This is a genomic window from Polaribacter marinivivus (assembly GCF_042651285.1).
Classification (GTDB): domain Bacteria; phylum Bacteroidota; class Bacteroidia; order Flavobacteriales; family Flavobacteriaceae; genus Polaribacter; species Polaribacter marinivivus.
The window spans coordinates 206,517-232,927 of sequence record NZ_JBHSCY010000001.1 but is presented as its reverse complement, the minus strand read 5'-3'; the positions used below and the strand labels follow the sequence as shown (position 1 = coordinate 232,927).

The 26,411-nt window shown below is 30.3% G+C and carries 24 protein-coding genes and 1 pseudogene; 15 read left to right on the top strand and 10 right to left on the bottom strand.

Annotated elements, in window-relative coordinates:
* Positions 1–72 precede the first annotated feature (72 nt).
* Positions 73–1,095, bottom strand: coding sequence for a metal-dependent hydrolase (locus tag ACFOWD_RS01135; RefSeq protein WP_377407411.1), 1,023 nt, complete (start codon positions 1,093–1,095; stop codon positions 73–75).
* Between the two features lie 80 nt (positions 1,096–1,175).
* Between ACFOWD_RS01135 and nhaC the strand changes: the two genes are divergently transcribed.
* A complete protein-coding gene (nhaC, locus tag ACFOWD_RS01130; RefSeq protein WP_377407409.1) occupies positions 1,176–2,645 on the top strand; it encodes a Na+/H+ antiporter NhaC in 1,470 nt (489 codons plus the stop codon).
* A gap of 1 nt (position 2,646) precedes the next feature.
* Complete coding sequence (locus ACFOWD_RS01125) at positions 2,647–3,099, top strand: GNAT family N-acetyltransferase (protein WP_377407407.1); 453 nt, start codon at positions 2,647–2,649, stop codon at positions 3,097–3,099.
* Here ACFOWD_RS01125 and ACFOWD_RS01120 read toward each other — a convergent pair.
* Together ACFOWD_RS01120 and ACFOWD_RS01115 are read right to left on the bottom strand one after the other, a co-directional pair.
* Entirely contained in the window at positions 3,050–3,295 is a 246-nt protein-coding gene (locus ACFOWD_RS01120; RefSeq protein ID WP_377407405.1) for a hypothetical protein, read from the bottom strand. The genes ACFOWD_RS01125 and ACFOWD_RS01120 overlap by 50 nt on opposite strands.
* A gap of 272 nt (positions 3,296–3,567) precedes the next feature.
* Positions 3,568–5,541 (bottom strand): putative porin, encoded by a 1,974-nt coding sequence (locus tag ACFOWD_RS01115; protein WP_377407403.1) that lies wholly within the window; start codon positions 5,539–5,541, stop codon positions 3,568–3,570.
* An 80-nt stretch (positions 5,542–5,621) separates the two neighbouring features.
* Between ACFOWD_RS01115 and ACFOWD_RS01110 the strand changes: the two genes are divergently transcribed.
* Together ACFOWD_RS01110 and ACFOWD_RS01105 are read left to right on the top strand one after the other, a co-directional pair.
* Positions 5,622–6,221 carry a ribonuclease HII gene (locus ACFOWD_RS01110; RefSeq protein ID WP_377407402.1) on the top strand — a complete coding sequence of 200 codons (600 nt, stop codon included), beginning with the start codon at positions 5,622–5,624 and terminating at the stop codon, positions 6,219–6,221.
* Positions 6,222–6,253: 32 nt separating this feature from the next.
* Complete coding sequence (locus tag ACFOWD_RS01105; protein ID WP_377407400.1) at positions 6,254–7,306, top strand: nucleoid-associated protein; 1,053 nt, start codon at positions 6,254–6,256, stop codon at positions 7,304–7,306.
* Between the two features lie 45 nt (positions 7,307–7,351).
* On the opposite strand, the gene lipB is transcribed toward ACFOWD_RS01105, so the two are convergent.
* Positions 7,352–8,059: a lipoyl(octanoyl) transferase LipB gene (gene lipB, locus ACFOWD_RS01100; RefSeq protein WP_377407398.1), complete on the bottom strand. Its 708-nt coding sequence runs from the start codon at positions 8,057–8,059 to the stop codon at positions 7,352–7,354.
* A 59-nt stretch (positions 8,060–8,118) separates the two neighbouring features.
* Between lipB and ACFOWD_RS01095 the strand changes: the two genes are divergently transcribed.
* Positions 8,119–11,421 carry a reprolysin-like metallopeptidase gene (locus tag ACFOWD_RS01095; RefSeq protein WP_377407395.1) on the top strand — a complete coding sequence of 1,101 codons (3,303 nt, stop codon included), beginning with the start codon at positions 8,119–8,121 and terminating at the stop codon, positions 11,419–11,421.
* 67 nt (positions 11,422–11,488) lie between these two features.
* Here the strand turns inward: ACFOWD_RS01095 and pruA are convergent, their stop codons facing one another.
* Positions 11,489–13,114: an L-glutamate gamma-semialdehyde dehydrogenase gene (pruA, locus tag ACFOWD_RS01090; protein ID WP_377407393.1), complete on the bottom strand. Its 1,626-nt coding sequence runs from the start codon at positions 13,112–13,114 to the stop codon at positions 11,489–11,491.
* Between the two features lie 113 nt (positions 13,115–13,227).
* Here pruA and ACFOWD_RS01085 point away from each other — a divergent pair, with 113 nt between their 5' ends.
* Positions 13,228–13,920, top strand: coding sequence for an NRDE family protein (locus tag ACFOWD_RS01085; RefSeq protein WP_377407391.1), 693 nt, complete (start codon positions 13,228–13,230; stop codon positions 13,918–13,920).
* A gap of 15 nt (positions 13,921–13,935) precedes the next feature.
* On the opposite strand, the gene ACFOWD_RS01080 is transcribed toward ACFOWD_RS01085, so the two are convergent.
* The 4 genes and pseudogenes from ACFOWD_RS01080 to ACFOWD_RS01065 form a co-directional block, all read right to left on the bottom strand.
* Complete coding sequence (locus tag ACFOWD_RS01080) at positions 13,936–14,775, bottom strand: hypothetical protein (RefSeq protein WP_298989136.1); 840 nt, start codon at positions 14,773–14,775, stop codon at positions 13,936–13,938.
* A 24-nt stretch (positions 14,776–14,799) separates the two neighbouring features.
* Positions 14,800–14,955, bottom strand: a pseudogene (locus tag ACFOWD_RS01075) (DUF3667 domain-containing protein); the annotation flags it as partial.
* A gap of 137 nt (positions 14,956–15,092) precedes the next feature.
* A complete protein-coding gene (gene apaG, locus ACFOWD_RS01070; protein WP_377407389.1) occupies positions 15,093–15,479 on the bottom strand; it encodes a Co2+/Mg2+ efflux protein ApaG in 387 nt (128 codons plus the stop codon).
* A 51-nt stretch (positions 15,480–15,530) separates the two neighbouring features.
* On the bottom strand, positions 15,531–16,754 hold the full coding sequence (locus ACFOWD_RS01065; RefSeq protein WP_377407387.1) for a type IX secretion system plug protein: 1,224 nt from the start codon (positions 16,752–16,754) through the stop codon (positions 15,531–15,533).
* Between the two features lie 205 nt (positions 16,755–16,959).
* Between ACFOWD_RS01065 and ACFOWD_RS01060 the strand changes: the two genes are divergently transcribed.
* Genes ACFOWD_RS01060 through nqrF form a run of 6 tightly spaced genes read left to right on the top strand, consistent with a single transcriptional unit; the run spans position 16,960 to position 22,997 of the window.
* Positions 16,960–18,309 (top strand): Na(+)-translocating NADH-quinone reductase subunit A, encoded by a 1,350-nt coding sequence (locus ACFOWD_RS01060; protein ID WP_377407385.1) that lies wholly within the window; start codon positions 16,960–16,962, stop codon positions 18,307–18,309.
* A gap of 4 nt (positions 18,310–18,313) precedes the next feature.
* Positions 18,314–19,513: an NADH:ubiquinone reductase (Na(+)-transporting) subunit B gene (locus ACFOWD_RS01055; protein ID WP_298989126.1), complete on the top strand. Its 1,200-nt coding sequence runs from the start codon at positions 18,314–18,316 to the stop codon at positions 19,511–19,513.
* Positions 19,514–19,515: 2 nt separating this feature from the next.
* Positions 19,516–20,262 carry a Na(+)-translocating NADH-quinone reductase subunit C gene (locus tag ACFOWD_RS01050; protein ID WP_298989123.1) on the top strand — a complete coding sequence of 249 codons (747 nt, stop codon included), beginning with the start codon at positions 19,516–19,518 and terminating at the stop codon, positions 20,260–20,262.
* A gap of 3 nt (positions 20,263–20,265) precedes the next feature.
* On the top strand, positions 20,266–20,913 hold the full coding sequence (locus tag ACFOWD_RS01045; protein ID WP_298989121.1) for an NADH:ubiquinone reductase (Na(+)-transporting) subunit D: 648 nt from the start codon (positions 20,266–20,268) through the stop codon (positions 20,911–20,913).
* Positions 20,914–20,960: 47 nt separating this feature from the next.
* Positions 20,961–21,683 (top strand): NADH:ubiquinone reductase (Na(+)-transporting) subunit E, encoded by a 723-nt coding sequence (gene nqrE, locus ACFOWD_RS01040; protein ID WP_298989119.1) that lies wholly within the window; start codon positions 20,961–20,963, stop codon positions 21,681–21,683.
* A gap of 6 nt (positions 21,684–21,689) precedes the next feature.
* Positions 21,690–22,997 (top strand): NADH:ubiquinone reductase (Na(+)-transporting) subunit F, encoded by a 1,308-nt coding sequence (gene nqrF, locus ACFOWD_RS01035; RefSeq protein WP_377407382.1) that lies wholly within the window; start codon positions 21,690–21,692, stop codon positions 22,995–22,997.
* A 67-nt stretch (positions 22,998–23,064) separates the two neighbouring features.
* Here nqrF and ACFOWD_RS01030 read toward each other — a convergent pair whose 3' ends face one another.
* The gene (locus ACFOWD_RS01030) at positions 23,065–23,532 is read right to left on the bottom strand and encodes a Na(+)-translocating NADH-quinone reductase subunit F (RefSeq protein WP_377407380.1); all 468 of its coding nucleotides are present in this window, start codon (positions 23,530–23,532) and stop codon (positions 23,065–23,067) included.
* A gap of 142 nt (positions 23,533–23,674) precedes the next feature.
* On the opposite strand from ACFOWD_RS01030, the gene ACFOWD_RS01025 reads away from it, so the two are divergent.
* From ACFOWD_RS01025 to ACFOWD_RS01015, 3 genes are all read left to right on the top strand, one after another.
* Complete coding sequence (locus ACFOWD_RS01025) at positions 23,675–24,121, top strand: retropepsin-like aspartic protease (protein WP_377409589.1); 447 nt, start codon at positions 23,675–23,677, stop codon at positions 24,119–24,121.
* A gap of 19 nt (positions 24,122–24,140) precedes the next feature.
* Positions 24,141–24,593, top strand: a complete 453-nt coding sequence (locus ACFOWD_RS01020; protein ID WP_377407378.1) for a GatB/YqeY domain-containing protein — start codon at positions 24,141–24,143, stop codon at positions 24,591–24,593.
* Between the two features lie 106 nt (positions 24,594–24,699).
* The gene (locus ACFOWD_RS01015; RefSeq protein WP_377407376.1) at positions 24,700–26,373 is read left to right on the top strand and encodes a glycosyl hydrolase 53 family protein; all 1,674 of its coding nucleotides are present in this window, start codon (positions 24,700–24,702) and stop codon (positions 26,371–26,373) included.
* Positions 26,374–26,411: the final 38 nt, after the last annotated feature.

Below are 26,411 nucleotides of genomic sequence, written 5' to 3'. Positions count from 1 at the left end.
TGAAGTTTAAAATATACCATATTTTTTATTTCTGTTAACCAACACCCAACACCCAACACCCAACACTTAAACTTAAACCCCTTTTAAACGTTTAATAAACACTTTAAAATCTTCTTGAGTTGGTGGGCTGCCAGCAAAAGGTAAAATATCCCATTCACCTTTGTTCTTATAGATAGTGAAATTAAAAACTGAGGTGTTTGGGTCATTAGGGTTTAACATGGGGTATCGTAAATCTGTATATTTATAGGTATCTGCTGCTTCTTTTTTTGATAGGTTAAAATAGTTTTTGCTAAACCATGTAAGTGTATTAAGGTTTTTATCACTCATATCTAATAAATCGTGATTTTTATCTACTGTTATCACGTTATCTGTAGTATTACTTTTGTCTAATAATGAGTAATAAGCTAGGTGATATTGTGTTTCTGTTTCTGCAACAGCATACCAAAGGATATTGTTAAAAATTGTAGGTTGCGCAGAAAATCGAGTGAAGGGTATACCTTTATTTATAAATGATTTTTCAAAAACAGCATCCATATGAAATTTGTTAGCTATGGTAAAAATCATATAGGCAGAACTTGTATAAATTCCTGCTTTTAACCACCATTTTCTTCTAGTTCTTTCTCGATTGTAAAACATTAACACAATCATACATAAAAGAAAAGGAACTGTATACAAAGGGTCTGCAACAGAGATGTTGTTAAAGGCTACTCTGTAATTTGTAAATGGCGTAAATAATTGGGTCCCATAAGGCGTAAAGCAATCTAAAATAGGGTGGGTAAATATAGACCAGAAGAAAAGTAAAACCCAATCTTTTAATGTAGTTGTCTGTTTTCTTTTGCCAAAATCATAGAGTTTGTAGGTAAGCCATCCAAATACAAAACAACCGATAATCGCAAAGAAAATAGAGTGCATAAACCCTCTATGAAAAGCCATGGCTTGAATTTCGTTTTGGTACAATATCCTACCAATAAATACATCTAAATCTGGTATAGTGCCTCCAATTGCCCCAAATAAAAGCGCTCTATTTCCTATCTTTTTTCCTAATACAGCTTCACCACAAGCAGCACCTAATATAATTTGAGTTAACGAATCCATAAAGCAAAGTTAGTAAACAGATTATATTTGTGTAAGTCTTTACAAAATCGTAACATTACAACTCATAATTAAAAACTTCAATGGACGATAAAAATAAACTCTCAGAAATAGAAACAGATCATCAAAAAATTATCGAAAACAAAGAATTAAATCTTTTAGAATCTTTAATTCCTGTTGTTATTTTAATGAGTTTATTAGCTTACAACATTTTTTTTGTTGAAGATCAAGAGTGGTTTGGTGCCTATACAAATCAGTTCATTTTATTATTAGGAGGTTTAGCAGCTGCAGTAGTTGGGGTATTTAAAAAAGTGCCATTTGCCATAATGTTTCAAGAAATACTCGAAAATTTAAAGAGTATTTTAGTACCCATAGCCATTTTATTTTTAGTAGGTGCTTTAGCTGGTACTTGGTTGGTTAGTGGTATTATACCTGCAATGGTTTATTACGGATTACAAGTGTTAAGTCCTGCTTTATTTTTGCCAGTTTCTATTATTATTGCAGCCATTATTTCTATTGCAACTGGTAGTTCTTGGACTACTTCTGCAACAGTAGGTATTGCTTTGGTGAGTATTGGTAGTGCATTAGGTATACCTACAGGTATGATTGCAGGAGCTGTAATTTCTGGAGCTTATTTTGGCGATAAAATGTCTCCATTATCAGATACTACAAATTTAGCACCAGCAATGGCTGGTACAGATTTGTTTACACATATTAGGTATATGTTTTATACAACAATACCAAGCATTTTAATTACCTTAATTGTATTTTCTGTTTTAAGCGGAACTATTGAAACTACTGGAGATGCAGACGTTAGCAACTTATTAAATGTAGTACAATCTACTTTTAATATTACACCTTGGTTGTTTATAGTGCCATTATTGGTTATTGTACTTATTGTATTTAAAGTAAAACCATTAATATCTTTAGGAATTGGGGTATTATCTGCAATAGTGTTAGCCTTAATTTTTCAGAACGATGTGCTATTAAGTATTTCTGATTCTAAATTTACATCTATATTAGATTCTATTTTAATTGAAACCCAAGTAGAAACAGATAATGAAAAGTTAACACAATTATTTTCTGCTAAAGGTATGCAAGGAATGCTTTGGACAGTGTATTTAATTATATGTGCTATGGTTTTTGGAGGAGTAATGGATGGTATTGGAGCTTTAGCAAAAATTACAAAAAGTTTACTATCTGTAGCTACTTCAATCTTTGGTTTATTTGCAAGTACTGTAGCTAGTTGTTTAGGATTAAATATTGTAGCATCTGATCAGTACTTAGCCATAGTAGTGCCAGGTAAAATGTTTAAAAAAGCCTATGAAGATAGAGGATTAGCACCTGAAAATTTAAGTAGAACTTTAGAAGATTCTGGTACAGTAACCTCTGTTTTAATTCCTTGGAATACTTGTGGTGCCTATCAATCTGGAGTATTAGGTGTAAGTGTAGCAGATTATTTTGTGTATGCAATCTTTAACTATTTAAGCCCAATTATGACACTTATATTTGCGGCCTTTAACATTCAGATAAGAAGATTACTTAAAAAGTAAAATGATTGTAAAAGCGAACATTTCAGACGCAAGTTTACTTTCTGAAATAGCAATGATTTCTAAAAGCTTTTGGGGTTATACAAAACAGCAACTTGATAGTTGGGTAGATGATTTAACAGTTTCTGAAAACCTAATTTTACAAACACATACTTTTAACTTTCTAGTAGAAGATAAGATTGTTGGTTTCTATATCTTAAACCAACCACAAAACAATAATTGTGAATTAGAAATGTTGTTTGTTTTACCCAATTTTATAGGAAAAGGAATTGGAAAGCAATTGCTACAACATGCTTTTAAAAAAGCTAAAAATGTAAAGGTAAAAACGGTTACGTTATTAGCAGACCCAAATGCTGTTGCTTTTTATACCTCTCAAGGATTTAAAATTATAGACAAAAAAGAAAGTTCTATTGCTGGTCGTTTTTTGCCAATAATGCAAAAAGATTTAGAAGTATAGAAATGATGAGTAAAACCCATGGACTTCCATGTAATAAAACATCAAACCAATCTTGTGGTTGCAGTCCTTTTTCAGGATGAAAAGCATTACCTCCTAAAATCCAATTCAGTTTTCCTACTATATGAGGAGGATTAAAAGGTGCCAAGCCTAAAGTTAAACTTGCTATTAAAAATAGTTTCCAGTTATTTTTTATCATTCTTTAATTTGTAAATAATATAAATTGAATAAAAAAATGCGATAATACTATGTATTATTAATAATGTAATTAACCAAAAAAATGTCTTTAAACCATAAGGGTCAATACCAAAAATAAATTTCCCAAAATTTATTATTATGATAAAGTAAATTAAACTTATAGTAATGTTGAAAAAAGTAAACTTAAAGAAATTATTCCAAGAAGATAGTTTTATGAAAATAAATGCCCAAATAAATAAAGGTATAAAGAAAACTAAATAATAACTCATTTAATTATATAAACCAATTCCAAACCAAACCAAAACGTACTGTAAAATCTCTAAAAGGGTAATTTGGTGCCGAAAAATAATTCTTTTTGCTAAACCCAGAAGTTACATTGTCTACTTGTAAATACAACCTTGTTCTTCGAACTCTAGCATTAAAGAAAAAATCTACAGTTGGGAAACCTATTTCCTCTGTGTTTTGTAATCTAAATTCTGCTAACAAAGGATTGTAAGCATTCATTTGATATTGAGTAAAATACCTAAAAGTAACCCCAATATTTACTAACATAGGTTTGCCCTTAAACCAATCGTCTGTGTAATAAAAAGTATTTCTAGTGACAAATTCGGGTACTCTAAAAACCGAACTTCCACTGCTTACATTTTGATACATGACTGTATTGTCTAAAGCAAGTTTCCAAAACTTAAATTCACGATTTGCTTTTACCTTTAAGTAAGTAATTTGATTGGCAAATTGTTGTGGTAAACTATTTTCATCAAAATAAGTATAGTTATCGATATTGGTAAAATTAACAGAACCATTAATCCATTTAGATTGTAAAGAAAAACCTAAATCTCTAGTATTAACATTACTAAAATTATTTTGCCAATTATAATCATCATATTTACTTTGATGTAATAATGTATTAAAGTTTGGCGATTTAGAACTTAATAAAACACTACCTCTTACATCAAATACACTGTCTTTAGAAAAGATAGCTTCTCCTTTAAAATAATTTCCAGACAACCTTCCAGAACCAGGAGTTACAGAAGCGTCTGCATTTATTTTAAAGTTTTTTATTTTTCCGTTCCAAGAACCTCCAAAAGAAATGGCATTACCTTCTAATTTTAATCTATTAATAGTACTTGTTGAGTTTAAAATTGTGTCATAACCATAGGAGTAATTTGTTACATGTACTTTGGCTTTAAATTTACCTAAGACATATTTAGAATTAAACTCTAAGTTTAATTCATTATTAGTAATAGCACTTAAAGCATCGTTATTAGATGGGTTTGTGCTGTTGGCATCACCAAAAATAGAGGTGGTGTTTGTGGGTTGTGTAAAATTATACGACTTACTTTCACTTGTAAATACATGGCCAACTTTTAAATTGGTAAAATCTTTTTTAGATAAAGAGTCTTTGCTTGCTAATAATTTATAGCTATGTTCTACATAAAAACGTGTGCTGTTAAATTGATTTTCGGCATCAATTAAATTTACATCAAGCCTAGAGCGTTGGTCGAAATTTGGGTCTTCATCAATAAAACTTTGCAAGGCAGAGGCTGTTAAACCACCATTTTCTTCATGAAAGAAATCTTGAGTTGTTAAATGTCCTCTTATTTCATATTGATTTTCTTTAGTTCTATAACTAAAAGTACCTCTAAAATTACCACTACTTACTAGAGCTCTTCTATATGCACCTAAAGAACGTAAGCCTTTATATGATAAAGAAACATTTAAACGTCGAGAAAAATTCAAGGTAAAAATGGCATCAACAAATTGCCCTTGTTGCAAACCTGTTTTATAAGTGATTTCTGTAGTGGGTGTAGGAACTTCGTAATAATTTATGTCATCTACATCTAAATACGGAAACTGTTTTGCGCTAAACCCAAAATCGGGTAACCTATTTAGATCATCAAAACGATAGCCTAAGTTATTATACGTTTGTCCTTGGTTATGAAATTGAAATAACTCAAAATTATCTTCTCTTAAATAGTTAAATAGATAATGTTTTTTTATAGTTAAAGTGGTATCTATATAAGTGGTATCTCTTTGAAAAGAAAAAATTTTATAGTCTGTATACTTAGTATCTCCAGATAAAATAACCTTAGTAGATTTTGATGTTTTTAAAGTATCTATTTCACCATTTGCATTTATAAAAGTGCTTTCTCTTTTCTCATTACCTGATAATTTTCTTTGAGAAAAAAGGGTGTTTACAGAAAATAAGCATAGTAAAAAAAATAAAACTCTATATGTATTCATCATAAAATATAACAGCAACAAAAGTAAAATAATAAAACGAAAATTGTTGCCTTTAATTATAGCGAAATCTGTTAATTTGTAATATGTTAAAGTTAAATTACAGTGGTTTTGATTTAGAAGCAGGCACAGACGAGGCAGGCAGAGGTTGTTTAGCTGGCCCAGTAGTAGCTGCTGCAGTTATTTTACCTAAAGATTTTTCACATCCTTTTTTAAATGATTCTAAACAACTTTCAGAGAAAAAAAGAAAAGAATTAAAACCTATAATAGAAGCACAATCTCTTGCTTTTGCGGTTTCTTTTGTTTGGCAAGAAGAGGTAGATAAAATTAATGTTTTACAAGCCTCTATTACTGGCATGCATAGAGCTATAGCTCAATTAAAAACAACGCCAGAATTTATTATTGTAGATGGTAATAAATTTAAAAACTATAAAGAAATACCACACAAAACTATTGTAAAAGGAGATTCTAAATACTTAAGTATTGCTGCAGCTTCTGTTTTAGCCAAAACATATAGAGATGAATATATGGAGAAAATTCATTTAGAATATTCAGACTACAATTGGCAAAAAAACAAAGGCTATCCAACAAAAGAACATAGAGAGGCCATTCGAAATTTTGGAGTAACTAAATATCACAGAAAATCGTTTAAATTATTACCAGAACAATTAAAATTAGCGTTGTAATTTTTTACTTTTGCGAACCAAACTTAGAATAGATGATTAAAAAAACGAGAGCAGAAATTACCAAATGCATATTGCACAAAGTTGCCAATAAATACAATAGTGGGCAAAATGTATTTTCAGAAGAATTAATTCGTTTTGATGCAGAAACGTATGATTTAATGAAGAACTTTTTACTTAAGCCTTTTGGTAATTTAACACAAAGCTATCGTTTTTCTCATCATGCAGATGTTCGTTTAAATGAAATGAATAATTATGCATCAGAAATATTTACAAATGAAGAATCTTTTATTGAGTTTTCTAAAAACATTGTAAATCATTTGTATGAACAATCTAATTCTGCACAGATTAAAACAGGTGATGTAATTGTAGTTTTTATAGAAGGGTTAGAATATAAAGATGTGTTAACAGAAGCTGTAGGAGTTTTTAAAATTGAAAACAAAGTAGATTTCTTTCAAACGTATTTAGATGATAATGAAAGTTGGGATGTTGTTGTACAACAAGGTATCTCTACTAAAAAAATAGATAAAGGTTGTTTAATTTTAAATACAACAGATACAGAAGGTACTGTTGTGTTTTCTGTAGATAATAATAATTATGACGCTCAGTATTGGATTAAGAATTTCTTAGGTGTTAAACTAGCAGATGATTATAATTCGCACACTCAAAACTATTTAGAACTATGTTCTTCTTTCTCAGAAGAAGTGATAAAACCAGAATTTGGTAAACACGAACAAGGAAATTTTTTAGCCAATACTGTAGATTATTTTAAAGAACATGAATCTGTAGATTATCATAATTTTAAAGACGAAATCTTTGAAGAGGAAAAACATAAAGACTTATTTGAAGATTACAAAAAACACTACGAAACGTTAAATGATGTCTTAATTAGAAATAATTTTGATGTTTCTGGAGTGGTGTTAAAAAAAGAAAAAAGTAGGCTAAAGACAGAAATTAAATTAGATACTAATATTAGTATAAAATTAGATGTAGATGCACCAGATGCAGCTTCTGAATATTTAGAAAGAGGCTATGATGAAGAAAAGAAAATGAAGTATTATAAAGTATATTTTAACGAAGAGAAATAATGGTATTAGTTGTTAGTTTTTTTATAAACCATAAACTACAAAACATTAACCTTCAATTAATAACTCATCAACCTCAAATAATGCTTTAAAATGCTTTAATATTTTTTGTTTTACTTCTTCTATATCTACTTTTTTACCCAATTCAGCTTCCATAGAAGTCACAGCTTTACCTCTTATACCACAAGGTATAATATTATCAAAATAGCCTAAGTTAACATTTGCGTTTAAAGCAAAACCATGCATGGTAACCCATCTAGAAGAACGAATACCCATTGCACAAATTTTACGTGCAAAAGGGGTGCCAATATCTAGCCAAACACCTGTTTCACCTTCACTTCTAGTACCTTTAATTCCATACTCTGCAATGGTTAAAATGATTGTTTCTTCTAATAAACGAAGGAATTTATGAATATCTGTAAAAAAATTTTCTAAATCTAAAATTGGATAACCCACAATTTGTCCTGGACCATGGTAAGTAATATCTCCACCTCTATTAATCTTATAAAAAGTAGCTCCTTTTTCTGCAAGTTGAGCTTCATTTAAAAGTAAATTACTTAAATCTCCACTTTTGCCTAGTGTGTACACATGAGGATGCTCAACAAAAAGAAAGTGATTTTTAGTAGCTTCAGTAAGATTATTTCTACGATTGCTAATTTTTGTGTCTACAATTTCTTGGAGTAAATCCGTTTGAAAGTCCCAAGTTTCCTTGTAGTCTTTTTGATGTAAATCTTGAAGTAAAACAGTTTTATTCATATACAATGCAAAGGTAATAATTCATTATCTTTGGTGAAATAGAAATTATAATCAAAAAAATGAACGTTAGAAATCCTTTATTTATCACATTTTTAATACTTACAATGTGTGTAAATACCTATTCTCAAAATACTTGGGAGCAAATCACAAAATTAGATTACAAAAAAAATACTAATGAAATTTATAGCAAAAAGAATTTTCCTAAAGAGTATAAATTAATTTCTTTAGATGTAGAAGCGTTTACAAATGGTTTAAACTTAAAAAGTAAAAATGCTATAAAAACGATTGCATTACCAGACGCAAATGGAGATTTAAAGAGATTTACAATTAAAGAAACATCTACTTTTGAAAAAGGTTTACAAGAAAAATATCCAAACATAAGATCTTATACTGCAAAAGGTATAGATGACCCAACAGCAATTGCAAAAATAAGTATTGGTACAGATGGTTTTCATGGTACTATATATTCTGGAAATCATGCTACTGTATACATAGACCCACACTCTAAAGACAAAAAAGATTATATTGTTTACAGTAGACTAAACTTACCAAAAAATGAGATTGACTTTAAATGTATGGTAGAAGAAACTGTAAATGAAAAAGTTGAGAATACTACATTTAATAGAATAGTTAATGATGGTAAATTAAGAACCTATAGAATTGCAATTGTAACTAGTGGCGAATATTCTCAGTTTCATATCAATAGACAAAATGTACCTTCAACAGCTACTGATGCTGTAAAAAAAGCTGCAGTTTTATCTGCTATGAATACTTCAATGACCAGAATAAATGGAGTTTTTGAAAAAGATTTAGGTGTAAATATGGTTATTGTTAGTAATAATGACAGTATCATTTTTTTAGATGCAAATACAGATAATATTTCTGATGGAAGTGCAGGTACAATGATTAATGAAACTCAGACTATTTGTGATGCTCAAATTGGAAATGCAAATTACGATATAGGACACATATTTAGTATTGGTGGTGCAGGCTTAGCAGGTTTGGGAGTTGTTTGTGTGTCTGGTCAAAAAGCAAGAGGTGTAACAGGTATATCTTCTCCAATTAACGATCCTTATGATATAGATTATGTAGCGCACGAATTAGGCCATCAATTTGGAGCAACACATACACAAAATAACAGTTGTAATAGAACAAATTCAACTGCTGTAGAACCTGGTAGTGGATCTACAATAATGGGTTATGCAGGTATTTGTTCACCAAATGTTTTTGGGGCTGGAAATGCAACAGGAAATAGTGATGATCATTTTCATACAGTAAGTATTGCTCAAATGCAGAATATTATACAAACTTCTGGTAATTGTGCTACTTTATCTGATACTAATAATGCAACACCAACAGCTGATGCTGGTAACGATTATATTATACCCAAATCTACACCTTTTAGATTAACAGGTGAAGCTACAGATGCAGATGGTATAAATTCTTTAACCTATAATTGGGAACAAATTGATAATGAAGTAGGGGCAACCATGCCTCCTGAATCAACGAATGCAGTTGGTCCAATGTTTAGATCTTTACCTTCTAAAACTATACCTGTTAGATATTTTCCAGATTTATCAGTAATTGTTGCTGGTAAAGATGGTACTTGGGAAGTTTTACCTTCTGTTGCTAGAGATTTAAATTTTGCTTTTACTGTAAGAGATAACAATTCTGGAGGAGGAAGCACAGCAAGAGATGATGTAAAAGTAACAGTTGCAGATGTGCCTGCTTTTGCAGTGACTTCACAACAAAGTTCAGAAACTTGGGATGTTGGTTCTTCTCAAGAAATTACATGGTCTCATACTACAACAAATACAGCACCAATTAACTGTACATTAGTAAATATAAAAATGTCTACAGATGGTGGAATTACGTTTCCAATAGTATTAAAAGCGAATACACCAAATGACGGTTCAGAAACTATTATTGTGCCCAATAATGCTTCTAACAATGTTAGAATTATGGTTGAAGCAGTAGGTAATATTTTTTATAATGTTAACAATAGTTCAATTACAATTAATTCTGCACCAACATTTATTGTAACAAACACAAGTGATGTGCAATCTGCATGTAATGTTGCAGGTCAATCTGCTAGCTATAGTTTAAATTTTGATTTTGTAAATGGTTTTTCAGAAACGGTTACTTTATCTGCAGCAAACGAGCCTTTTGGAGCACAAGTAACATTTAGCCCCACTACAATAAATGCAGATGGTAATGTAATGATGACAGTTTCTAATTTAGATGGAGCTATACCAATTGATTATACTATTAATGTTACAGGAACATCTAATTCTATAACGCAAACAATAGGTGTTGCTTTAAAAGTGACAACTTCTAGTTTAAATACCGTAAATTTAACTTCACCAGCTGATAGTGATACAGGAGTAGCAACTTCAGCAATACTAACTTGGGAAGAAGAAACTAATGCAGCTTCTTATGAAGTGCAAGTGGCTACAGATAATGGTTTTAACAACATCGTTAGTAGTGGAACAGTAACAACTACCAATTTTACAACGTCTACGTTAAATGAATCAACAACATATTTTTGGAGGGTAAAACCTAAAAATACTTGTACAGAAGGTAATTTTTCTTCAATATATTCATTTACAACAGAAGGTTGTACTGTTTGTACTTCTAATGGTAGTTTAGATTTTGCTACAAGTACCACTTTGGTTCAATTTAATACCATTAATAATGCATCAGGAAAAACAGTGCCTTATACCGATTATACTTCTTTATCTACTAGTGTAAAAAGAGGAGATTCTCATGATTTATCTGTAAGCGTAAATTCAGATGGTAATTTTAGAGTGCAAACTAAAGCTTGGATAGATTGGAATGGAGATTGTGTATTTGATACAAGTACAGAAGAATATGATTTAGGTGGTGCTAGTAATACTCCAAATGGTGTTACAGATATGAGTCCATTATCAATAACAATTCCAGCAACAGCAAAATTAGGACCTATTATTATGAGGATTTCAACAAAATATACAGATCCAAGTCCTAGTCCTGTAGACTATCCAACAGCTTGTGAAACAGGTTTTGATGGTGAAGTAGAGGACTATGCTTTAATCATTGAAGATGCAACAGCTTCTTTAGAAGATGTGTCTTTTAATAAATTTAATTTGTTTCCAAATCCAAATACTGGAAACTTTACGCTAATGTTTGAAACTTTAGATACCTCTAAAACTACGCTTCAACTATATGATGTTAGAGGTAGGCAACTGGCTGAAAAAATATTTAGAGATACAAAGGCTATATTTAGAGAAGAGATACAATTTAACAACTTAGCTAAAGGTTTGTATTTGTTAAAAATAACAAATGGAAACAAGCAATCAGCAAGAAAATTAATTATAGAATAATCTAAATGATATAATAAAAAAATCCTCATCTATTTAGATGAGGATTTTTTATTATTAGTTATACTTATTATCCTAAAAAAGGATATTTATAATCTTGTGGAGTAACAAATGTTTCTTTTATTAAACGAACAGATGTCCATCTTAATAAGTTTTGAGCAGAACCTGCTTTATCATTTGTACCAGATGCTCTTGCACCACCAAATGGTTGTTGGCCTACAACTGCTCCTGTTGGTTTATCGTTAATATAGAAATTACCAGCAGCATTTTCTAAAGCTTTAGAAGCTTGCTCAACAATGTATCTATCTGTAGAAAAAATGGCACCTGTTAATGCGTACTCTGTAGATTCGTCTACTAATTTTAATGAGTTTTCCCATTCTGCATCTTCATACACATAAATCGTAATTACAGGACCAAATAGCTCAGTTGTCATTGTTTGGTAAGAAGCATCTTTAGCTAAAATTACTGTTGGTTCTATAAAATAACCTTTAGATTTATCATAACCACCACCAATAATTACTTCTGCATTATTATCTGCTTTAGCAGCATCTATATATTTTTTGATTTTATCAAAAGAACCTTCATGAATAACTGCATTAATAAAGTTACTTGGATCTTCTGGAGAACCCATTTTTAATTCTGCAACTTGGTTTTCTAAATGCTTTCTAACCTCACCCCAAATAGAAGCAGGGATGTAAGCACGAGAAGCAGCAGAACATTTTTGTCCTTGAAACTCAAAAGCACCTCTAGTGATTGCAGTTGCTACTTGTAAAGGGTAGGCTGAATTGTGTGCCCAAATAAAATCTTTACCACCAGTTTCTCCAACAATTCTTGGGTAAGTTTTATAGGTATGAATGTTTTCACCAATCTTTTTCCATAATTCTTTAAATACAAATGTAGAACCTGTAAAATGTAAACCTGAAAAATCAGGAGAATTTAAAACAGTATCTGTAATCATTACAGGGTCTCCATAAACTACATTTATAACACCATCAGGTAAACCAGCTTCTTTAAAAAGGTCTACAATAACCTGAGCAGAATAGGCTTGATGATCAGATGGTTTCCAAACCACAACATTACCCATTAAAGCTGCTGCAGCTGGTAAGTTAGCTGCAATAGATGTAAAGTTAAAAGGTGTAATAGCGTAAACAAATCCTTCTAAAGGTCTATACTCAACTCTGTTCCAAATACCTGGTGCACTTTCTGGCTGATCTTTAAAAATATCAGTCATGTATTGTACATTAAATCTAAAGAAATCTATCATTTCACAAGCAGCATCTATTTCTGCTTGATGTACATTTTTAGATTGAGCAATCATAGTAGAAGCATTCATTCTTGCTCTATATGGGCCTGCTAATAATTCAGCAGCTTTTAAAAAGATAGAAGCTCTTTCTGTCCAAGAAACAGAACTCCAAGCTTCTCTTGCTGCTAAAGCAGTTGCTATAGCTTCATCTATATGACTTTTATCTGCTGTGTGGTATTGACCAACTACATGTTTATGATCATGAGGAGGAGTTACATTTTTTGTATTGCCAGTTCTCACTTCCTTTCCATTGATATGCATAGGAATGTCTATATTACTTGCATACATCTTTTTATAGGTTGCTAATAATTCTTCTCTTTCAGGAGACCCAGGAGCATATCCTTTTACAGGTTCGTTAACTGCGATTGGAACATTAAAAAATCCTCTTGCCATTTTGTAAGTTTTTAATTTTTATTCTACTAATTTTGAACAACAAAGTTACAATTAATTTGTTAGTTTATTTGCTGAGCAGATTAATAGTATATAATCCAAATTTGATACTATATATGTGTACAGTAACCTATTTACCTATAGCTGATAATCAATTTATTTTAACATCTAATAGAGACGAAACTCCACTAAGAAAAACGATACCTCCAAAAAAATATGTAGAAGATGGTGTAACATTAACGTATCCAAAAGATGAAATTGCTGGAGGTACATGGATAGGTGTGAGTTCTAAAAATAGAGTGGTCTGTTTGTTAAATGGTGGTTTTGTTAATCATAAAAGAAAATTACCTTATAAAATGAGTAGAGGTATTATTGTAAAAAATATTTTAATAGCAGATAATGCAATTGCTTTTATAAATGATTTTGACTTTACCAATATTGAACCTTTTACCTTAATTTTAATTGATTGGGATGTTAAATTAGTAACATACGAATTAGTTTGGGATGGTATGAAAAAGCATTTTAAACCTTTAGCACAAGAACCAAAAATATGGTCTTCTTCTCCTTTATATACCCCAGAAATGAAAGCAGAAAGAGAGTTATGGTTTACAAATTGGTTAGAAAATAATAAAAAAGAATCTTTAAAAAATATTCTAGAGTTTCATAAAAATGATAGTTTAGGGACTAAAGAAATTTCCCCAAAAATGAAACGAAAATTTGTAGAAACTGTAAGTATAACATCAATAAAAAAAGAAGAAAATGTTGAGATTTCTTATATAGATTTTAATACAAAAAATCATTCTTTTTAGATAAAAAAAACTTAATTAAAAAATAGCAAAAGAAATTACAAACAAAATTGCTACCCCAAAAATACCTATAAAGCCAAAGCTTATATTTAGAAGAATAAACTTAAAAAAGGTTTTTATATAACCTTGTTGATAAAACTTCTTCATGGCTAAATACAAATAGAGTAAAAATAGAATGATAAAAATCCAAAGTTTAGGTTCTAAATGAAAGATTAAGAATATAAAATGGAACGCAAACAACATAAAGAAAACTGTTTGCACATGAAAAACAAAAACCAAATGGTCTATGTAAGTAAACTTTCTTCTGATGTAATAAAACTTTAAAAACAAGGTAAAAATGGGTAAAAAGATAAAGAGTGCTATAGAACCATAAGACAATAATTGATTAAAGTATTGCTCTCTAGTTTCTTTACTTTTTGTAAATGAATGCACTGTTTTTGCTCTTGTATATAAGAATCTATTAGAGAAATTTTTCTCATAACCTAAAGAGTCTAAAGCAACATCTATTTCTGCTTCAGGATTTTTATCTACATAAGAAACAAACTTGTCTAACCTTGTATCGCCTCCAAACTCTAAGTTTATATCTTTACCACTATTATCATTTATTTTTTTTAAGTTGGTAGAATCTTTAAGTTCTTTATCTAACTCTTCCATCAACTTTTCTTTAGCCTTTTTTGGGATAGGGATAAATGACTTATCCATCTTATCGTTTAATTCTTGCTTTATAGAATCTAATTTTTCTGGAGTCAGTTTTTCTTTTTTATCCTTAGTAGTGGTGGAGTCTTTTTTAACGTTAGTAGTTACCTCTTTTATACTATCTTTTGTAAATTCTTCATATTTCTGAATGGTTTTGTACAAACCAACAATTAAGAAAAAGAGAATGGATACTGTTAAATAAAATCGAAAAGGATTTGAAAAGCGTTGTCTTTTACCATCTATATAATCTCTAGAAACTTTACCTGGTTTTGTTAACAGAGGAATAATGGTTGTCCAAAATCTACCATCAAAATCAAAGAAGCCATTAAAAACATCATGTATAAAATTCCAAAACGTAATTTTATTACCCTTATTAGCTTGCCCACAATCTGGACAAAATTTTTCGTGACCACTAAAAGGATGTCCACAGTTTAGACATTCTGGATCTTCGAATTTACTTACCTTATTTTTAGATTTTGCTAGTTTGATAATATTGGTGTTGCAAGTTGAAATGTAGGAATAGTAACTTTAAATTGCTCAAAAGTTTTAACATCTTTCATAGTGTAAAAACCTTTCATAGCTCCCACATTAGATTCTAAAAAGCAACCAGAACTGTAAGAGTAAGTATCATTTGGTTTTAAAACAGGAGTTTGTCCAATTACACCTTCGCCTTCTACAAATTCAGTTTTGTTTAAAGAATCAAATATCTCCCAAAATCGATGTGTAAGTTCTATTGTTTTGTTAGAATAATTTTCTATGGTAACAAAATAGGCAAAAACATAATACAACCTATTATTTCTGTAACTGGTTCCATTGTATTTTGTTTTTACAGAGATTTTTACGCCTTGTGTTATTTGTTCTACCATACATGGTAAATGTAGTTTTTTTGATTAAAAAACACAAATCAAAAACATAAACTATCTATCTGGGTTAAAAAAACCTGTTCCAACAGCAATAACTCTATCATATAAACTACCAAAAGGTTTTAAGTACACTAAAACTTTATATTCGTTTTCAGTTTGAAAAAAAGAGCCATTTACTTTATTAGTATTAACTTCATTAAACTTGTTTACAGTTGCAAAAGTATAATTATAAAAACCTTGTTTTAATAAAATAGTTGCTTTGTAAGCATTGTCTTTAAAATCGTAAGTCATTTTATTTTCTTCTTCAATTTTAAAGTTATTAAAAGCGCCATAGACATAAACGTTTTCATCTAAAAAAGGAGCCTCTACATTTAAGGTAAAGTGCATCATTATATAATCTGCTTCTGTATCTGGATTGCTACCTTCTAAACTTCTAATTACAAATTGGCCATTAATATCTGGGTTATATCTGTATTCTAGGTAAGGATTATACTCAAAAGGATATATATAATGATGAAAAATATCAGTGCCATTTTGAGTAATTTTAATGGTATTGATACTTTTATTTCTTAAGATTTTGCTGTCAAAATTTAAATACTCATTGCCACCTTCAAAATTAGTTTTATTGGTGTAAGTGTATCTTAATAAATTAGGTTGAAAAAAAGTAGGTTGTAAACCTGTAATGGTCTTATTCCAATTTTCATTTTGAATTATTACAACATTTAGTTCTTGTTGTGGGTTGTTAATACGAACATTTGGATGGCTAATAGTAAATTCAACAGTTTGTTGCGAATCTAATTTTTTAGCATTTCTACTTCTAGAAATAGCAACACCAGCTGTTGCAATATTTTCATACAAAACAAATCTTCTTGTAAAAACAACTTCATCATAATCATCTAAAACAGATAATAAATAATTGCCACTTTTAGTAATTACAGTATTTGTATTAGGTATTTTTACTTTATAATGTGAGTAGCTTTGAAATGTATTAAATGAATTGGTTACGTTAATAATGGTGTTTTGGTTAAAACCATCTACATATTGGCTAGATAATAATCTGCTTTTTTGCCAATCATGGGTCATATGCTCTATTTTATACTTGTAATCTTTTCCATCTGCTTCTAAATCATCAAAAGACAGTTCTAATACAGTACCTAAAGGAACAATACTCGAATAATTATTTTCTTGTAAAGGTCTTAATTGAATCGATTTTATATGCTGAGCATTAGAAAAAAGCGATAAAAAAGTTAAAAAAATGAGCGTAACAAATTGTTTCATAAATACAAAAATAGGTTTTGATTTTTAAAAACAATCAAAATGTAAGCCAAAAGATAATTCGAAAACGTTTTATAAAAATAAGTTATTTAGAATTATTATAAATAGTATTTTTTAACGAACATATAAGAAGCATTATCTTTATAATAATTGTTAAAAGCCGTAAATTTGCATGATTTTTTTAGATAACTAACAATTCCAATTTACTATGTCAAAAGACATTCGTATTAAAAAAGGCTTAGATATTAAGCTTGTTGGCGAAGCAGAAAAAACCACTACAGACATTTCTTTAAGTAGTGTGTATGCAATAAAGCCAGAAGACTTCCATGGAATTACACCTAAACTTATGGCGAAAGAAGGAGCTGTAGTAAAAGCGGGTCAATCTCTTTTTTATTCAAAAAGTGATGAGCGTATTTTATTTCCAAGTCCTGTTTCTGGTAAAGTTGTAGAGGTTGTTCGTGGGGCAAGAAGAAAAGTATTAGCCATTAAAATTGCTGCTGATGCAAAAAATGAACACGTAGATTTTGGTGTTAAAAAACCATCAGAAATGACTGCTGAAGAAGTAAAAACACACATGTTTACTTCTGGGTGCTGGCCATTTGTTAAGCAACGTCCTTATGATGTTGTTGCAAATCCAAATCAAGCACCAAAGGCTATCTTTATTTCTGCATACGCAAGTGCACCTTTAGCTGCAGATTTAACATATACACTTCAAGGTAAAGATTTAGAAATAAAAACAGCTTTAGCTGCTCTTTCTAAATTAACAGAAGGTAAGGTACATGTTTCTGTTGGTAAAAACGAAACTACTGTTTTTGATGGTGTAGAAGGAATTGAATTACATAAAGTTTCAGGACCACATCCATCAGGAAACGTAGGTACCCAAATTGCTAAAATAGATCCTATTAACAAAGGTGAAGTTGTTTGGACTCTTAACCCAATAGACTTAGTTGTAATTGGTGAATTGTTTTTAACTGGTAGATTTAACATCACTAGAACAATTGCACTTACAGGTTCTAAAATAAATAAACCACAATATGTTACTGCAATTGCAGGAGCAACTATTTCTGATGTGGTAAAAGGTAACCTAGAAAATGACAATACTAGAGTTATTAGTGGTAATGTTCTTACTGGTACTCAAGTAGAAGAAGATGGCTTTTTAGGTTATTATGACAATCAAATTACGGCTATTCCAGAAGGTGACGATTACGAATTCTTTGGATGGAATAAACCTGTTTTTGATAAAATTTCGCCTTCAAGAGCATTAACTTTTTCTTGGTTAAACCCAAATAAAAAATACGATTTAACTACCAATACAAATGGAGAACACAGAGCATTTGTTGTTACTGGTTCTTATGAAAATGTATTTCCACTAGATATTTATCCAATGCAATTATTAAAAGCATTTATGTATAAAGATTTAGATGAAATGGAAGCTTTAGGAGGTTATGAAGTGGCCCCTGAAGATTTTGCATTAACCGAATTTATTTGTGTGTCTAAACAACCACATCAAAAAATAATTCGTGAAGGTTTAGATTTAATGAGAGAAGAATTAGGATAAGATTATGGGCTTAAAACAAAATTTACATAATTTAAAAGAGAAATATAAAGGAACAAAAATGGCACCTGCATTTAATGCAATCCATACCTTTTTATATTTACCAAATGAAGTGACTCATGGAGGAACTCATATAAAAGCTGCAGACGATTTAAAGCGTACTATGAATACTGTTATCATGGCTTTAATTCCGATTTTAATTTTCGGAATGTTTAATGCTGGTTACCAACATTATGCAGCTATAGACAATTCACTACGTTTAGATCCATTAGCAAATTTCTTTACTTGGGATAACTTATGGATAGGTATCATAAAAGTATTACCATTAGTTGTAGTTTCTTATGCAGTAGGTCTTTTAGTAGAATTTATTTTTGCTGTTATAAAAGGTCATGAAGTAGAAGAAGGTTACTTAGTAACTGGTATGTTAGTGCCATTAATTGTGCCAGTAGATACACCTCTTTGGATGTTATCTGTAGCAGTAGTTTTTGGTGTTGTTATTGGTAAAGAAGTTTTTGGAGGTACAGGTATGAATATCTTAAACCCTGCATTAACTATAAGAGCATTCTTATTCTTTGCATATCCAACTTGGATGTCTGGAGATAAAGTTTGGGTATATGATGCTGTAAACAGAGCAGGAACTGCTGATGCAATTTCTGGTGAAACTATATTAGGTAGCTATGCACAAAACCAAGAAGTTGTTTATTCTACTTGGGATAAGTTTATGGGATTCATTCCTGGTTCAGTGGGTGAAACATCAACCTTATTAATTTTATTAGGTGCAGCATTTTTAATTTTCACAAAAATTGGAAGCTGGAGAATTATTGTTTCTACTTTTATTGGAGCAGCTGCAATGGGTTTAATTTTTAACTGGGTTGTAAGCGCAGATATTATTACAGAGTCTAGTAAATTTTATGGATTAATGAGTGCTCCTTTTTGGGAACACTTAATTATTGGTGGTTTAGCTTTTGGTGCTGTATATATGGCAACAGACCCTGTTACTGCATCACAAACAAATAGAGGAAAATGGATTTACGGTTTCTTAATTGGTTTTATATCTATTATGATTCGTGTATTTAACCCTGCATATCCAGAAGGAGTATTCTTAGCTATTTTATTAATGAATGTTTTTGCTCCAACCATAGACCACTATGTAGTTCAAGGAAACGTAAAAAGAAGATTAAAACGTGCTAAAGTTAAAACTGCCTAATTATGAGTAAGAGAACAGATAGTAATGTATATACACTAATATTTGCCATTGTTATGGTAATAGTAGTGGGATCAATGTTGGCATTTTTTGCATCGTCATTAAAACCAAATATTGATGAAAATAAAAGAATAGAAAAGCAACAAAATATTCTTTACGCAATGGGTGTAAATGAAAATGATGAATCAAGTGCAAACTTTGTTTCAACTGCAGTTGCTGGTCAAGAGTTTAATAAGTACATCAAAAAACAATTAGTAATAGAAGGAGACAATATTACTGAAGATGAAAAAGCTTATTTAATAGACGTTAAAAAAGAACAAGCTAAAGCAAAAAAAGGAGGTACTAGAAGATTGCCTTTATTTGTTGGTGAAAAAGATGGAAACACTTTTTATGTAGCACCTATTTACGGTAAAGGTTTATGGGATGCTATTTGGGGTTATGTTTCTATGGATGAAAACATGGTTGTTCAAGGAGCTTATTTTGATCATAAAGGAGAAACTCCTGGATTAGGAGCAAACATAAAGCAACGTTATTTTATGGATGATTTTTACGGAGAGCATCTATTAACAGAAGCAGGAGTTTTTAAAGGAATTACTGTAGCAAAAGGAAATAACGATCCTAAAAACGAAGACAAAACAGATTATGAGGTAGATGCAATTGCTGGAGCAACCATTACAGGTGATGGAGTTTCTGCAATGATTAAAAATGATTTAGCATTATACGTGCCTTATTTTAAAACATTAAAAAAATAATTTATGGGACTTTTATCAAAAAAAGACGCAGCATTAATTAAAGATCCATTATTTGATAACAACCCTATTACTATTCAGGTTTTAGGTATTTGTTCTGCTTTAGCTATTACAGCAGAGTTAAAGGCATCTATTGTAATGTCTATCTCTGTAATGTTTGTATTAGGTTTAGGAAACGTAGTGATTTCTTTAATGAGAAATATTATTCCTTCTAAAATTAGAATTATAGTACAATTAATAGTTGTTGCAACATTAGTAATTATAGTTGATTTAGTGCTAAAAGCCTTTGCTTATGAATTAAGTAAAACACTATCTGTATTTGTTGGATTAATTATAACAAACTGTATAATTATGGGACGTTTTGAAGCCTTTGCTTTAGGAAACGGACCTTGGAGATCTTTCTTAGATGGTATTGGAAACGCTGTAGGTTATGGATTAATCTTAATTGCTGTTGGTTTCTTTAGAGAATTATTAGGTTCTGGTACTCTATTAGGTATTAAAGTGTTAGGAGATCCAATAGAAAAAACAGGATTGTATGCATTTGGTTACGAAAATAACGGTTTTATGTTATTATCGCCAATGGCATTAATTGTGGTAGGTATCATAATTTGGGTACAGAGAACTAAGAATAAAGCATTAATAGAAGAAAATTAGACGCTTAGCGTCATTCTGAACTTGCTTCAGAATCTTAAAATAAAATTATGGAACATATAGAATTATTTTTCAAATCGATATTTATAGATAACATGGTTTTCGCAACCTTTTTAGGGATGTGTTCTTACCTAGCTGTATCTAAAAAAGTATCTACAGCTGTTGGTTTAGGTGCTGCTGTTATCTTTGTATTAGCAGTAACAGTTCCTTTAAACTGGTTATTAGATCAATATATTTTACAAGAAGGCGCTTTATCTTGGTTAGGTGAAGAATATGCGAGTTACGATTTAAGTTTCTTATCATTTATCATGTTTATTGCAACAATTGCAACAATGGTACAATTGGTAGAAATTATCGTAGAAAAATTTTCGCCATCATTATATAACTCATTAGGTATTTTCTTACCATTAATTGCTGTAAACTGTGCCATTTTAGGTGGTAGTTTATTTATGCAATCTCGTGAAATACCAAGTATTGGTTTAGCATTAACTTATGGTGTTGGTTCTGGTATTGGTTGGTTTTTAGCGATTTTAGCTATTGCAGCTATTCGTGAAAAAATTAGATATTCTGCTGTACCTCCTGCATTAAGAGGTTTAGGTATTACTTTTATTATTACAGGTTTAATGGCAATTGGCTTTATGAGTTTTGGAGGAATGTTAACAGGTGGTGATGAAAAGAAAGAAGAAAAACCTAAGGTTGAAGCCAAAGTAGAGAAAGAAGAAATTAAAAAAGAGGCTAAAGAAATTGTAGCTGAAAACACAAATATAAATTAAAGAAGAATGATATTAGCAGCAGGTACAACAGGTACTATTATAGCAACAGTAGCAGCTTTTTTATTATTAACTCTGTTATTAGTAGCTTTATTATTATTTGTTAAGCAAAAATTATCTCCTTCAGGTCCAGTAACTATTACCATTAATGGAGAAAAGAAAATAGAAGTTGGTTCTGGTAGTACATTATTAACTACGTTAGGTAACGAAAAAATATTCTTACCATCTGCATGTGGTGGAGGTGGTTCTTGTATTCAGTGTGAGTGTCACGTTTTAGAAGGTGGAGGAGAAGCTTTACCTACAGAAGTACCACACTTTACAAGAAAAGAATTAAAAGCTGGAGCACGTTTAGCATGTCAAGTTAAAGTAAAACAAGACATGAACATTACGATTCCTGAAGAAGTTTTCGGAATTAAAAAATGGGAAGCAACAGTGGTTAGAAACTACAATGTAGCATCATTTATTAAGGAGTTTGTTGTAGAAATTCCTGAAGACATGGGTTACAAAGCTGGGGGTTATATACAAATAGAAATTCCACCTTGTGAAGTAAAATATGCAGATATGGATATTACAGCACATCCAGAAGAGCATGAAACTCCAGATAAGTTTCAAGCTGAGTGGGATAAATTCGGTTTATGGCCTTTAGTAATGAAAAACACAGAAACTGTAGAAAGAGCTTATTCTATGGCTTCTTATCCAGCAGAAGGTAGAGAAATTATGCTTAACGTACGTATAGCTACTCCACCTTGGGATAGAGCTAAAAACGGTTGGATGGATGTAAACCCAGGTGTAGCATCATCTTATATATTTAATCAAAAGAAAGGAGATAAAGTAACTATCTCTGGACCTTATGGAGAATTCTTTATCAATGAGTCTGATGCAGAAATGTTATATGTTGGTGGTGGTGCAGGTATGGCTCCAATGCGTTCTCACTTATACCACTTATTCAAAACATTAAAGACTGGTAGAAAAGTAACGTATTGGTATGGAGGTCGTTCTAAAAGAGAATTATTCTATATTGACCACTTTAAATCTTTAGAAAAAGATTTTCCAAACTTTAAATTTTACATGGCACTTTCAGAGCCTTTAGAAGAAGATAATTGGAAAGTTAAAAAAGATATTAATGATGAAGGTGATGGTTTTGTTGGATTTATTCACAACTGTGTAATCGATAATTACTTAAATCATCATGAAGCACCAGAAGATATCGAATTATACTTCTGTGGTCCTCCTTTAATGAACAAAGCAGTTCAAAAGATGGGAGAAGACTTTGGAATTCCTGATGAGAATATCAGATTTGATGATTTTGGAGGATAATATCTAAAATCACATATAAAAAAAAACCGAGCAAATTGCTCGGTTTTTTATTTATAATTAATAAAGTTTATACTTCTGCTAAAAAAGTTTCAACATGATAAATAGGTTCACCATTTTCTTGTTCAAAAAGCTTAGAATAATCCATTACATTTGGTATGTTGTCTAAAGCACATAATAAATCTACAACTGCTGCTAAACCATTAAAAAGCACTTCGTTTGCATTCGGATTTTCCGGTTTTTTATTGTAATGACAAAGAGGTGTTTTAAACCCACAAGCATCTAAAAAAACTTTCTCTATTTGTAAGATTTCTTGAGGAGTGTACCCATTAAATTTTCTTCCTAAATTTTGATGAACTCTGCCCACATAACTTAATTCTAAAGACCCATGTTGATTGGAAAGATGTTTCCAACTATCATGATTATCTAAAATATTACCTACTGCACATGCAGTGCAATCTTCTGGATTTAATTTGTTATTATGATAAGCATTATATAGCTTTATAAGGGCTGCTTCTAAACGTTTTGTAGTTTTCATTCATCATCTTTTATTACTCTAAAAATAACAAATAATAAAGATATTATAAAATCATCTATGTTAAAATTGATGAGTTTGATATACTATAATCATCTTTTTTATGATGATTATAAGTCGTATTTTTGATGATATAATATATATAATGAAAGGCATTCAGAAAATTCTAAAGAAAAACAATTACGTTACAATTAAATTAAAAAAAATTGCAACCAATCATTTAGAATTAAAAGCAACTATTAATGGTATAAAAGGTAGGTTTATTTTAGATACAGGCGCTTCAAATACTTGTGTTGGACTAGATTTAGTTGAACATTTTAAACTTACAGCAGAAGTTAGTGAAACTAAAGCTGCTGGAGCTGGAGCTATAGATATGGAAACACAACAATCTAAAAATAATATACTTAAAATAGGTGATTGGAAAACTAAAAAGAGCCACTTAATTTTATTTGATTTATCTCATGTAAATAGTGCTTTAGAGCAACATAATGCAAAAAAAGTAGATGGAATTATTGGAGCAGATGTTCTGCAAAAAGGAAAAGCATTTATAGATTACAATAAGAATATTTTATATTTAAAAAAGAAAAAATAAATAATTAAAATTAAGAAATATGAGTTTGCAAAAACAAGTAATGGAGAAAATGAAAGAAGCAATGAAAGCTAAAGATACAGTTGCCTTACAAGCATTAAGAGCTGTAAAATCTGCTTTTTTATTAGCTAAAACAGAAAGTGGAGCAGGAGATGATTTATCAGAAACTCAAGAGATAAAAATTATACAAAAGCAAGTTAAGCAAAGAAAAGATAGTGCAGCTATTTTTATCAAACAAGGTAGAGAAGATCTTGCAAAACCAGAATTAGACGAAGTTGCTGTGTTAGAGCAGTTTTTACCAGAAGCCTTAACAGAAGAAGAAATAGAAGGTGTGGTTATTGCAACAATAGATAGCCTTGGAGCAAGTGGTATGCAAGATATGGGTAAAGTTATGGGTATTGTTTCTAAAGAATTAGCAGGCCAAGCAGATGGTAAAACAATTTCTACTTTAGTCAAAAAGATTTTAATGAAGTAAAATTTATTTTTTAAAAAATCAGTAGAAAACTATTCTTTTTAATGAATTTATAATCAGTTTTAGGTTCTTAAGTTTAGTTACTAATCTTATCACATTAATAAAAAAAATGATGTTAGACTTAAAAAGAATTATTTTTTGTTCACTGATTTTAGTAATTAGAACTACTTTTTTTTCACAATCTATAGAAATCATTTCCTATAGTCAAAACCCACTAGAAGTAAGTCCTTTATTAGGTGCAAATCTAGAGTTAACTATTCAATATTCTAGTGAATCTGGAGCCACAAATAATCATATTTATATTGGTTTAGAGGAGTTAGATAGCAACAATAATTTTGTTAAAACTATTGCTGAAGTAACCTTAGAAAATCAAACTTCTGGTCAAAATTTACAATTATCTGTACCTCTTTTTATAGCTAGTTTGCATAAACTTTCTAAAAATTTACCTTCAGGTCATTACTATCAAGCTAAAGCAATTCTGTATAAAAGTGGTACATGGACAGAAAATGCTTGGGCAGGGTATTGGAATACTCCAGCCTTGGTCTTAAAAAACAATAACACTTATAATTTTAGCACAAAATCTATAAGCAAAGGGGCTGATATAAGTTGGATGACAGAAATGGAATCTTTTAATTTTACATGGAAAGATAACAATGGTAACCAAAAAGAATTAATGCCATTGTTAAAAGAATATGATATGAATGCTGTTCGTTTGCGAGTTTGGGTTAATCCTGAAAATTCTGGAGCAAATGGATGGTGTGATATAGATGATTTAGTAGAAAAAGCAACATTAGCAAACGATGCTGGACTAGATATAATGTTAACCATTCATTATAGTGATTGGTGGGCAGATCCAGGAAAACAAAACAAACCAGATGCTTGGATAAATTATTCTGTAAGTGAGTTAGAAACTGCTGTAGCAAATCATACAATAGATGTTTTAGCAGCTCTTAATACTAAATCTATAACCCCTAAATGGGTTCAGATTGGTAATGAAACTAATGATGGAATGTTATGGGATACAGGAAAAGCCTCTACAGGAGGTTTTGCTAATTATGCAAAGTTTATAAATGCTGGTGCTAATGCTGTAAAAACATTTGATTCAAGTATTAAAACCATATTACATTTAGCAAATGGCGATAATAATTCTTTGTATAGATGGAATATTGATGGATTAATTTCTAATGGAGTTTTGTTTTCAAATTTAGATATTATTGGACTTTCTCTTTATCCTTCTTTAGGAGAATGGAAATTAAAAGTAGATGAAACTTATAACAATCTCTTAGATTTACAATCTCGTTACAATAAACAGGTAATGATGGTTGAAGTAGGATACCCTAATGACAATTTTGATGTTACCTATCAATTTTTAATTTATATGATAGAAAAAACAAAACAAGCAAATGGTTTAGGTGTTTTCTATTGGGAGCCTATAGCACACAGTAATTGGCGTTCGTATAACAAAGGTGCTTGGGATTTAGATGGCAGCCCTTCTGTAGCTATGGATGCTTTTAAAAATGAGGCTACTTTAAGCATTTATAAAAATGATTTACAAACACTTGATGTTATAGAATTATATCCAAATCCAAGTAATACTTTTATAACCTTATCTCATAAAAATGATGTTTTAAATAATATAGAAATTTATGATGTAAAAGGTAATTTAATTTATAAAATAAACTCAAAAGGCCTTAATGAAAATATAGATGTTTCTAAATTATCTAAAGGTGTATATTTTATTAAAGTAAATAATAATAATACTTTAAAATTTATTAAAAATTAGTACTTAAAGATTTTACAAAAAAGAAAAAGTAAGGAAAA